This window comes from Kocuria oxytropis, assembly GCF_040981195.1.
Classification (GTDB): domain Bacteria; phylum Actinomycetota; class Actinomycetes; order Actinomycetales; family Micrococcaceae; genus Kocuria; species Kocuria oxytropis.
This window is the reverse complement of sequence record NZ_JAVFXA010000008.1, coordinates 164266-174813: the sequence shown is the minus strand read 5'-3', so window position 1 is coordinate 174813 and position 10548 is coordinate 164266. Positions and strand designations below refer to the sequence as shown.

Annotated in this window: 10 protein-coding genes; 2 read left to right on the top strand and 8 right to left on the bottom strand. The window is 72.1% G+C overall.

The genetic code is table 11. The features are described 5' to 3' along the window. From QYM41_RS10400 to QYM41_RS10385, 4 genes are all read right to left on the bottom strand, one after another. Positions 1–1031, bottom strand: a 1031-nt coding sequence (locus QYM41_RS10400; RefSeq protein WP_368799658.1) for a cytochrome c oxidase subunit I, incomplete at its 3' end; no start/stop codon positions are given. Positions 1032–1040: 9 nt separating this feature from the next. Further along, positions 1041–1925, bottom strand: a complete 885-nt coding sequence (gene ctaC, locus QYM41_RS10395; RefSeq protein ID WP_438612583.1) for an aa3-type cytochrome oxidase subunit II — start codon at positions 1923–1925, stop codon at positions 1041–1043. Between the two features lie 251 nt (positions 1926–2176). Next, positions 2177–2548, bottom strand: coding sequence for a HesB/IscA family protein (locus QYM41_RS10390; RefSeq protein WP_368799656.1), 372 nt, complete (start codon positions 2546–2548; stop codon positions 2177–2179). Positions 2549–2632: 84 nt separating this feature from the next. Then, the gene (locus QYM41_RS10385; protein WP_368799655.1) at positions 2633–4054 is read right to left on the bottom strand and encodes a dipeptidase; all 1422 of its coding nucleotides are present in this window, start codon (positions 4052–4054) and stop codon (positions 2633–2635) included. Between the two features lie 62 nt (positions 4055–4116). Here QYM41_RS10385 and QYM41_RS10380 point away from each other — a divergent pair, with 62 nt between their 5' ends. Next, on the top strand, positions 4117–4722 hold the full coding sequence (locus QYM41_RS10380) for a DUF3043 domain-containing protein (protein WP_368799654.1): 606 nt from the start codon (positions 4117–4119) through the stop codon (positions 4720–4722). A 146-nt stretch (positions 4723–4868) separates the two neighbouring features. Here QYM41_RS10380 and QYM41_RS10375 read toward each other — a convergent pair whose 3' ends face one another. After that, a complete protein-coding gene (locus QYM41_RS10375) occupies positions 4869–5957 on the bottom strand; it encodes a quinone-dependent dihydroorotate dehydrogenase (RefSeq protein ID WP_368799653.1) in 1089 nt (362 codons plus the stop codon). Between the two features lie 94 nt (positions 5958–6051). Here QYM41_RS10375 and QYM41_RS10370 point away from each other — a divergent pair, with 94 nt between their 5' ends. Next, positions 6052–7110, top strand: a complete 1059-nt coding sequence (locus tag QYM41_RS10370; RefSeq protein WP_368799652.1) for an alpha/beta hydrolase — start codon at positions 6052–6054, stop codon at positions 7108–7110. On the opposite strand, the gene QYM41_RS10365 is transcribed toward QYM41_RS10370, so the two are convergent. The 3 genes from QYM41_RS10365 to leuA form a co-directional block, all read right to left on the bottom strand. Continuing rightward, the gene (locus QYM41_RS10365; protein ID WP_368799651.1) at positions 7062–7856 is read right to left on the bottom strand and encodes an isoprenyl transferase; all 795 of its coding nucleotides are present in this window, start codon (positions 7854–7856) and stop codon (positions 7062–7064) included. The genes QYM41_RS10370 and QYM41_RS10365 overlap by 49 nt on opposite strands. A gap of 2 nt (positions 7857–7858) precedes the next feature. Then, complete coding sequence (gene recO, locus QYM41_RS10360; RefSeq protein WP_368799650.1) at positions 7859–8611, bottom strand: DNA repair protein RecO; 753 nt, start codon at positions 8609–8611, stop codon at positions 7859–7861. A 175-nt stretch (positions 8612–8786) separates the two neighbouring features. Further along, positions 8787–10532, bottom strand: coding sequence for a 2-isopropylmalate synthase (gene leuA / locus QYM41_RS10355; protein WP_368799649.1), 1746 nt, complete (start codon positions 10530–10532; stop codon positions 8787–8789). Between the last annotated feature and the right edge of the window lie 16 nt (positions 10533–10548).

Below are 10548 nucleotides of genomic sequence, written 5' to 3'. Positions count from 1 at the left end.
CAGTTGAAGAACTTCACCCCGGTGGGCACCGCGATCATCATCGTCATGAACGCGAAGAAGGACAGCATCACGGCGCCGGTGACGTACATGTGGTGGGCCCACACGGTCACCGACAGCGCGGCGATCGTGATGGTCGCGAAGACCAGGCCCTTGTAGCCGAACAGCGGCTTGCGGGAGAACACCGGGATGATCTCGGAGACGATGCCGAAGAACGGCAGCGCCAGCACGTACACCTCAGGGTGGCCGAAGAACCAGAACAGGTGCTGCCACAGCACCGCTCCCCCGTTGGCCGGGTCGAAGATGTGCCCGCCCAGGGTGCGGTCCATGCCGAGTGCGAACAGCGCCGCCGCCAGCGGCGGGAACACCATGATCACGAGCAGCGAGGTGATGAGCGTGTTCCAGGTGAACAGGCCCATGCGCCACACGGTCATGCCGGGGGCGCGCATCGCGATGATCGTGGTGATGAAGTTGACGCCGCCCATGATGGTGCCGAAGCCGGACAGGGCCAGGCCGAAGACCCAGAGGTCGCCGCCGGCGCCGGGCGAGAACGAGGAGTTCGACAGCGGGGTGTAGGCGAACCAGCCGAAGGAGGCCGCCCCCTGCGGGGTGAGGAAGCCGGCGGTCGCGATGAGCGAGCCGAAGAGGAAGAACCAGAAGGCCAGGGCGTTCAGGCGCGGGAACGCCACGTCCGGGGCACCGATCTGCAGCGGGACGATGACGTTGGCGAAGCCGACGAACAGCGGGGTGCCGAACATCAGCAGCATCAGCGTGCCGTGCATGGTGAACAGCTGGTTGTACTGCTCCTTGGTCTCCAGGATCTGCATGCCGGGCTCGAAGAGCTCGGCGCGGATCAGCAGCGCCATGACGCCGGCGATGCAGAAGAAGGCGAACGAGGAGATCAGGTACATGTACCCGATGGTCTTGTGGTCGGTGGAGGTGATCCAGCTGACCACGATCCGGCCTTTGGACCGGGGCACCACGCGCGGAGCGACAGTGGCTGCCTCGTCCCGTGAATACTCGAGTGTGGACACCGGTACTCCTTAGTTTTCGAGAGGATTGACGGGCAGGACGTCGTCCGTGCCCGGGTAGGAGTCACGGCTGTACTCCTCGCCCAGGGCCCCGGTCTGGCCTGCGTCGCGCAAGGACTGGATGTGCTCGTCGTACTCGGCCTGGCTGACCACGTTGACGTTGAACAGCATCTCGGAGTGGTACTCGCCGCAGAACTCGGCGCACTTGCCGAAGTAGGAGCCCTCCTGGCCCGTGGTGATGCTGATGTTGTTGGTGCGGCCCGGGAACATGTCCGCCTTCTCGAGGAACGCGGGGACCCAGAAGGAGTGGATGACGTCGCGGGAGGTGACCTGCAGCTCGACCTCGCTGTCGACGGGCAGGTACAGGGTGGGCACCCGCTCCGGGACGCCCACCTCACCGTCGAGGTGGCCCTGGATGCCGGTGTCCCAGACGTCCTCGCTGAGGTAGTTGAAGTCCCAGGCCCACTGCTTGCCGTACACCTGGACGGTGACGTCCGGGTTCTCGTGCTGGGCGGTGATCTCGGCCTGGGTCCGCTCCGTGAAGAAGAAGAGGGACATGATCAGCGCGATCGGCACGATCGTGTAGAAGACCTCGAGGGGGGCGTGGTACGCGACCTGGCGCGGGTAGCCGGTCTCGTACTTGCGGCGGCGGTACGCGATCATGCACCAGAGCATGAGGCCCCAGGTCACCATTCCCACGGCGAGGGCGGCGATCCAGGATCCGATCCACAGGTCCAGGATCATGTCGGCGTTGTCGGTGGTGCCACGCTCGGTGGGCATCCAGCCGAGCTTCGCCTCTTCCGAGCAACCCGTCAGCGCGGTTGCTGCCAGGACTGCTACCGCAGACACCTTTGCCGTGCGGCGCCGGAGGCTGTCGGTTCGTGTGTGCGAACTCACAGACGGCCCTTCCTCTTCTTCTCGTGCTCGTCGTCTGCGCGCCGAAGGCCCCGATTCCGAGAGCCCGGACACAGTCAGGTGGAATGTTTCCCTCCGAGCTTACCCCGTGTCGCTGACATCCGGTGACACAGTGTCAGCTTCCGCGCGGCGCTCCGCGGGCCCTCCGCGACGGGTCTCCGGGGCCGCCCCGGAACGCCCGGAGGCCCGCCGTCCGGACGGACGACGGGCCTCCAGGAGAGGTGCGCGCTGGCTCAGTGGAAGGAGTCGCCGCAGGCGCAGGAGCCTCCCGCATTGGGGTTGTCGATGGAGAACCCCTGCTTGGAGATGGTGTCCTCGAAGTCGATGGTCGAGCCCTCGAGGTAGGGCACGCTCATCTTGTCCACGACGACCTCGACACCGCCGAAGTCGCGCACGGAGTCCCCGTCCAGGATGCGCTCGTCGAAGTACAGCTGGTAGATGAGGCCGGAGCAGCCGCCGGGCTGCACCGCCACGCGCAGCCGGAGGTCCGTGCGCCCCTCCTGCTCGAGCAGGGCGCGCACCTTCTCGGAGGCGACGTCGGTCAGGTCGACGCCGTGGGTGGGGAGGCCGTCCACGGCGGCGCCGTTGTCGGTCGTGACGCTCATGATGCTCACTTTCTGTGGAGGGGTGCCGCACGGGGTCGGGCCGACGGCAGGTCTGTCAGGGGCACAACGGTCGGCGGTTCCGGTTCATTCCCGGGCCGGCCCGGTGTGACGGGCGGTGTCGTCGAGGGCGAGCAGCATCAGGGCCTCGGCGACGACGGCGCGCTCGAACTCCCCCAGGTGCAGGGACTCGTTGGCGCTGTGGGCGCGGGTGTCGGGGTCCTCGACGCCGGTGATCAGGATGGCGGCATCAGGATAGACCTCGGTGAGGTCTCCGGTGAAGGGGATGGACCCGCCGATCCCCGTCTCCACGGCCGGCCGCCCCCACGACTCCCCCAGTGCCCACCGGGCGATCCGGGCGGCCTCGGAGCTCATGTCCGTGCGGAAGGACCGGCCCGTCTCCTCGAGCTCGAAGCGCACGTGCGCCCCGAACGGGGCGTGGGTCTCGACGTGGCGCCGCAGTGCCTCCGCCGCCTCGGCGGGATCCTGCCCGGGGGCGGTGCGCAGGCTCAGCTTCGCCCGGGCGGAGGGGGCGATCGTGTTGGCGGCGACGTCCACGGGTGTGACGTCCATGCCGGTGACGGACAGGGCCGGGCGGGTCCAGAGCCGGGAGGCGATCGAGCCGCGGCCTGCCAGCCGGACACCGTCCTTGACGGCGGCGTCGGCCCGGAACCGCTCCTCCTCGTAGACCAGGTCGGTGCGGTCCTCGGCGAGCAGTCCCTCGACGGCGACGGCGCCGTCGTCGTCGTGCAGGGTGGCGATGAGGCGCGCCAGCAGGGTGGGGGCGTCCAGGACGGGTCCGCCGTACATGCCGGAGTGGACGGCGTGCTCGAGCACCGACAGCTCCACGACGGCGCCGACCATGCCCCGCAGGCTCGTGGTCAGGGCGGGCACGCCGACCTCCCAGTTGGAGGAGTCCGCGATCACGATGACGTCGGCGGCCAGCCGGTCCCGGTGGGCCTCCAGGAAGTCCCGGAAGGAGGGGGAACCGGCTTCCTCCTCCCCCTCCACGAACACGGTCACGCCGAGGCCGAGGCCCTCCTCTCGGTGGGCGGCGGCGGCGCGCAGGGCGCCCACGTGGGCCATGATCCCGGCCTTGTCGTCGGCAGCGCCGCGGCCGTAGAGGCGCCCGTCGCGCTCCTCGGCGGTGAACGGCTCCGAGTCCCACAGCTCTGGCCGTCCGGGTGGCTGGACGTCGTGGTGGGCGTAGAGCAGGACGGTCGGGTGCCCGGGCGCCGGACGGCGGTGCGCCACGACGGCGGGGTGTCCGGGGCCGTCCCCGAGGGGCACGCGCAGGATCTCCACCTCGTCCAGCCCCGCGTCCTCGAGGACGCCCGCCACGGCCTCCGCGCTGCACTCGAGCTGCGCCGGGTCGAAGGAGTCCCACGCGATGCCGGGGATCGCCACCAGGTCGACGAGCTGCTCGAGGATGCGTGGGAGGTCGCCGCGCACGGCCGCGCGGACGCTGTCGACGGGGAGGGGCACGGTCGGGGTCCAGGGCTCGCTCATGGTGCCCACCCTACGTGCGGGGCCCGGCGGGGAGCGCCAGGTCCGTCGGCTATCCTTGACGGGTGTTTGGACGCAAGAAGGACGCAGACCGCGCGGGGTCCACCTCGGTGACCGCCGCTCCCGCCCCCACGGACCCGGAGGCCGCTCCGCGGCAGACGCCGGGCAAGGGCCGGCCCACGCCCAGCCGCCGGCAGCAGGAGGCGGCCCGGCGCCGGCCCCTGGTCCCGGAGGACCGCAAGGCGGCGAAGGCGCAGTCCCGGGACGCGGCGCGCGAGCAGCGGCTCCGGGCGCAGGCGGGCATGGCCGCCGGGGACGAGCGGTTCCTCGGCCCCCGGGACCGCGGCCCGCAGCGCCGCTTCGCCCGGGACTGGGTCGACTCCCGGTTCAACGTCGGCGAGTACCTCATGGTGGTGGCGCTGCTGGCCCTCGTCATCCTCTTCTTCCCCGTCCAGCAGGTGGCCGCCTACGGCGTCTACCTCATCTGGGCGCTGATGGTCCTCGGCATCGTGGACGCCGTGCTGTCCACGGCCCGGATGAAGAAGGCGATGACGGCGAAGTTCGGGACGCTGGAGCCCGGTGTGCGCTGGTACGCGGCCATGCGCTCCTTCACGATGCGCCGGCTCCGGCTGCCCAAGCCCCAGGTCGCCCGCGGGGAGCGCCCCTCCTGAGCCCCGGCGGGCCCGCACCGGGCCGCCCGGGACGACGTCCCGCAGCACTGCCCCCGGACCGTGCGGTCCGGGGGCAGTGCTGTGTCCGCCGGGCCGGTCCCGCCCGCGGCGGTGTCCTGTCGGCGGCGGTGTCCCGTCGGCGGGCCTCAGCCCCAGGCCCGGCCCGCCCGGCGGGCCAGGCCCCGGTTGATGCGGCGCGCCCAGAACGGGCCCTCGTAGAGGAACGCGGTGTAGCCCTGCACGAGCGCGGCGCCGGCGTCGAGGCGCTCCTCGACGTCCTCGGCGGTGGTCACGCCCCCCACGGAGACCAGCGTCAGCCGGTCCCCCACGCGCTCGCGCAGCAGCCGCAGCACCTCCAGGGACCGGCGGCGCAGCGGGGCGCCCGAGAGCCCTCCGGCCCCGTGCGCCTCGATCTCGGCGGGCTCGGAGACCAGGCCCAGCCCGTCGCGGGCGATCGTCGTGTTGGTGGCCACGATCCCGTCCAGGCCGAGGTCGAGCGCGAGGTCGGCGACGGCCAGCACGTCCTCGTCGGAGAGGTCCGGGGCGATCTTCACGAGCAGGGGGACGTGACGGTCCGCGGCCTCGTCGGCCGCCCGGCCCACCGCGCCCAGGAGCGGGCGCAGGCTCTCGATCTCCTGCAGCTGGCGCAGCCCCGGGGTGTTGGGCGAGGACACGTTGACCACCAGGTAGTCCGCCAGGGGGGCCAGGGTCCGGGCGCTCTGCAGGTAGTCGTCCACCGCGTCCTCCAGCGGCACCGTCTTGGTCTTGCCGATGTTGACCCCCAGCACGGGCCGGGTCCGGCCGCGGTGGTCGGCCTCGAGCTCGCGGCGCGCGCGGGCCAGGCGCGGTGCCACGACCGCGGCTCCCTCGTTGTTGAAGCCCATCCGGTTGACCACCGCCCGGTCCCGCACGAGCCGGAACAGGCGCGGCCGTGGGTTGCCCGGCTGCGCCTGGGCGGTCACGGTGCCGATCTCGACGTGGCCGAAGCCGAGGTCGGTGAGGGCACCGACCCCCTCCGCGCCCTTGTCGAAGCCCGCGGCCAGGCCGAAGGGGGACGGGAAGCGCAGGCCCATCGCCTCCACCTCGAGCGCGGGATCGGGACGGGTGTACACCCGCAGGGCCGTGCTGATCCGCACGGTCCGCGCCGCCCGGATGCCCAGGAACCCGATCCGGTGGGCCCGCTCGGCATCCATCCGGGAGAAGACGGCCGCGAAGAACGTAGGGTAGAAGCGCATGGGCCCAGTCTTCCACAGGGCGCTCCTCCGGCCCGGTGGTCGCGGAGGCGCTCCCGGGCCGCCGTCCCGACGACCGCCCTGGCGAGGTGAGGGCATGAGCGCTCCCCCGGACCCGTGGGTCCCGGACGTGCTGGGACCGGGCTTCCGGGCCCGGACCGTGGACCTGGACCCGGACTCCGCGCCGCACTCCACCGCCACGGTGGTGCGCTACCGGCCCGGGGACGCTCCCGCCGCGCCGGGAACCCTGCGGGGGGCGGTGCTGTACCTGCACGGCTGGTCCGACTACTTCTTCAACGCGGAGCTCGCCCGCACGTGCGCGGCCGCGGGCTACGCCTTCTACGCCCTGGACCTGCACGGCTACGGCCGCAACCTCACGGACGCGGTGCTCGCCGAGGAGGACGGGCTGCCCGGGCACACGACCGACCTGGCGGACTACGACGACGACATCGCCGCCGCGCTCGCGGTCATGGCCGAGGACGGGGTGCCCGGCCCGGACGGCAGGCTCGTGCTCATGGGCCACTCCACCGGGGGTCTCACCGCGGCCCTGTGGGCCTCCCGCCACCCCGATGACCTGGACGCCCTGGCGCTCAACGCCCCGTGGATCGGCAGCCACGGCGCCGACGCCGTGGGCGCGGCCCTGCGCCCCCTGGTGGCCCGGCTCGCCGAGCAGCGGCCGGACCGGCCCGTGCGGGCACGGCTGCGCAGCCACTACTACCGGGTGATCAGCGAGCACGCGGAGGGCGAGTGGCCGATCGACCCCCGCTGGCGGCCCGAGACCAGCTTCGACATCACCCCGGGCTGGCTCAACGCTGTCCTTCAGGCTCAGGGTGAAGTTGCCAAGGGGCTGAACCTTCACGTTCCCGTGCTGGTTCAGACTTCTGCCCGTTCGTGCATCCGGCCGTGGTGGAGCGAGCGGATGCGCTCGGCGGACACCGTCCTGGACGTCCGGCAGATCCGCCGGCACGCGCCCGACCTGGGCTCCGACGTGACGGTGCGCTCCTACGAGGGCGCCGTGCACGACGTCCACCTGTCCCGGCAGTCCGTGCGCCGGGCCGCGCAGCGCGATCTCGCGTCCTGGCTGCGCGGCCTGCGGCGGCGCCGGCCTCAGGCGGAGGCGCCGGGTCCCGCCACGCGGTCGACGGCCCCGCCGTAGCGCCGGTCCCGCCGCGCGTAGACCTCGACGGCCTCCCACAGGGTGCGGCGGTCGACGTCCGGCCAGAGGACGTCCTGGAAGACGAGCTCCGCGTAGGCGGACTGCCACAGCAGGAAGTTCGAGATCCGCTGCTCCCCGGAGGAGCGCAGGAAGAGGTCGACGTCCGGCAGGTCCGGTTCGTCCAGGTAGCGCTGGACGGTCCTCTCGTCGATGCTGCGCGGGTTCAGGGTGCCGGCCTTCGCGTCGGCGGCCATGGCCGCCGCGGCATCGGCGATCTCGGCCCGCCCGCCGTAGTTCACGCACATGGTGAGGGTGACGACGTCGTTGTCGCGCGTCGCCCGCTCGGCCTCCTCCAGGCGGTGGATGACCGAGCGCCACAGGCGCGGCTTGCGCCCGGCCCACCGGATCCGGATGCCCCACTCCTGGAAGGTGGGCAGCTGACGCTCCATGACGTCGGCGGTGTAGTTCATGAGGAACGTCACCTCGTCCAGGGAACGCTTCCAGTTCTCGGTCGAGAAGGCGTAGGCGCTGACGTACGGGATGCCCATCTCGATGGCCCCGGCCATCACCTCGATCAGCGCCGCCTCCCCCGCCTTGTGGCCCTCGTTGCGCGGGAGACCGCGCTGGTTCGCCCAGCGGCCGTTGCCGTCCATCACCACGGCCACGTGCCGGGGCACGAACTGCGGGGGGATCGGCGGGGCGGTGGCCCCGCTCGGATGGGCGGGCGGGGCGGCAAAGCCGGGCATGGTCAGCTCCGTTCCACGAGGTTCAGGGACCGGACGGCCCTCTCCAGGTGCCACTGTACGTAGGTGGCGACGATGCCCGCGGCGGACCGGGCCGTGCGCGGCTCGGCGGCGTCGATGAGCTCCCACGCGCCGGTGAGCAGGGCGGAGAGGTGGGCGACGGTGTCCGGGTCGGGGGCGGCGGCCCCCGGCGGGCGGCACGCGGGGCAGACGGCGCCGCCGAGCGGGGCGGAGAACGCCTCGTGCGGGCCGGGGGCGCCGCACCGGGCGCAGTCGGTGAAGCTCGGGGCCCACCCGGCGGTGGACACCGCGCGCAGCAGATAGGAGTCGAGGACGGCCCCCGGCTCGTGCAGACCCCGTGCCAGCGCCGACAGCGCGCCGACGAGCAGCCGGTACTGCTGGGCGGCCGACTCGTCGTCGTTCTCCGTGAACTTCTCCGCGGCCTCGGTCATCGCCGCGGCCGCGGTGTACTTGGCGTAGTCGGCCGCGATGACCGAGCCGTAGCCGCGCTTGCCCAGCGCCTGCGAGACGATGTCCAGGTGCCGGCCGGTCACGAGCTGGAGTTCGGCCACGTTGAACGGCTCGAGCCGGGAGCCGAAGCGGGAGGTGGTGCGCCGCACGCCCTTGGCCACGGCCCGGACCTGGCCGTGGTCCCGGGTGAGGAGCACCACGATCCGGTCGGCCTCGCCGAGTTTGTAGGTGCGGAGCACGACCGCGTCGTCCCGGTAACTGCGTGATGCGAACGTCGTCCTGGCCACGGCCCCATTCTCCCACGCCGGGCGGACGGCACCGGCCGCGGGGTGGGGGCGGACGGGCCCGGACGACGACGGCGGCGGGCCTCCCCCGTCCGGGGGTGGCCCGCCGTCGCGCCGGATCGGGGCCCGGGCAGACCAGCACCCGGTCAGCGCTGCGCCCGGTCGGCCCTGCTCCCGGTCAGCCCTGGGCGTCCCGCACGGCCCGGTTGACCGCGGAGACGACGGCCTTCAGGGACGCACGCGTGGTGTTGGCGTCGATGCCGACGCCCCACAGGACCCGGTCCCCGACCGCGGCCTCGACGTAGCTGGCGGCCTGGGCGTCGCCGCCGGCCGACAGGGCGTGCTCGCTGTAGTCGAGCACGCGCACGTCCACGCCCTCGGCGGCGAAGATCGCCAGCAGCGCCTCGATGGGACCGTTGCCCTGCGCCGTCCGGTGGTGCTGGACGCCGTCCACGTCGAGGCCGATCTCGAGGGTGGTCTCCCCGTCCTCCTCGGACGTCGTGGTGATGTTCGTGATCCGGTAGCGTCCCCAGCGCGCGGGGCCCCCGTCCTGAGCGGTGGGCAGGTACTCGTCCGCGAACACCTTCCACAGCTCCGCGCCGGAGACCTCCCCGCCGGAGGTGTCGGTGTGCTCCTGCACCACCCGCGAGAACTCGATCTGCGCCCGCCGCGGCAGGTCCAGCCCGTGCTCGTTGGCGAGCAGGTAGGCCACGCCGCCCTTGCCCGACTGCGAGTTCACGCGGATCACGGCCTCGTAGGTCCGGCCCAGGTCCTTGGGGTCGATCGGCAGGTAGGGCACGGCCCACACCATCTCGTCCACGCCGCGCCCCTGCTCCTGGGCGTCCCGGGCCATCCGGTCGAAGCCCTTCTTGATGGCGTCCTGGTGGGAGCCGGAGAAGGCCGTGAACACGAGGTCCCCGCCGTAGGGGGCGCGCTCGGGCACGGGCAGCTGGTTGCAGTACTCCACGGTCCGGCGGATCTCGTCGATGTCGGAGAAGTCGATCTGCGGGTCCACCCCCTGCGTCAGCAGGTTCAGGCCCAGGGTCACCAGGTCCACGTTGCCGGTGCGCTCGCCGTTGCCGAAGAGGCAGCCCTCGATCCGGTCGGCACCGGCCAGGTAGCCCAGTTCGGCCGCGGCGACACCGGTGCCGCGGTCGTTGTGCGGGTGCAGGGACACCACCGTGGCGTCCCGGTCGTAGAGGTTGCGGCACATCCACTCGATGGAGTCCGCGTAGACGTTGGGGGTGGCCATCTCGACGGTGGCGGGCAGGTTGAGGATCATCTCCCGGTCCCCGCCGATCTCGAAGGTCTCGGCCACGGCGTTGGAGATGCGCGCCGCGAACTCGAGCTCCGTGCCGGTGTAGGACTCCGGGGAGTACTCGTAGGTCACGGCGGTGTTCCGCAGCTGCTCCTCGTACTTGCGGCACAGCCGGGCGCCGGTGAGGGCGATGTCCACGATGCCGTCCATGTCCTGGTCGAAGACGACGCGCCGCTGCAGCGTGGAGGTCGCGTTGTAGAGGTGCACGATCGCCCGGTCCGCGCCGTCGATGGCCTCGTAGGTGCGCTCGATGAGGTGCTCGCGGGACTGCGTCAGGACCTGGATCGTGACGTCGTCCGGGATCCGGTCCTCCTCGACGAGCCGGCGCACGAAGTCGAAGTCGGTCTGCGAGGCCGAGGGGAACCCCACCTCGATCTCCTTGTAGCCCATCCGCACGAGCAGCTCGAACATCTTCAGCTTGCGGTCGGAGTTCATGGGGTCGATCAGCGCCTGGTTCCCGTCCCGCAGGTCCACCGCGCACCAGCGCGGCGCCTCGGTGATGACCCGGTCCGGCCAGGTCCGGTCGGGCAGCTCGACGGGGAACTGCTGCTGGTACGGGACGTACTTGTGGATCGGCATGCCGGAGGGCTGCTGACGGTTGCGCATGGGATGGGCCTGTTCT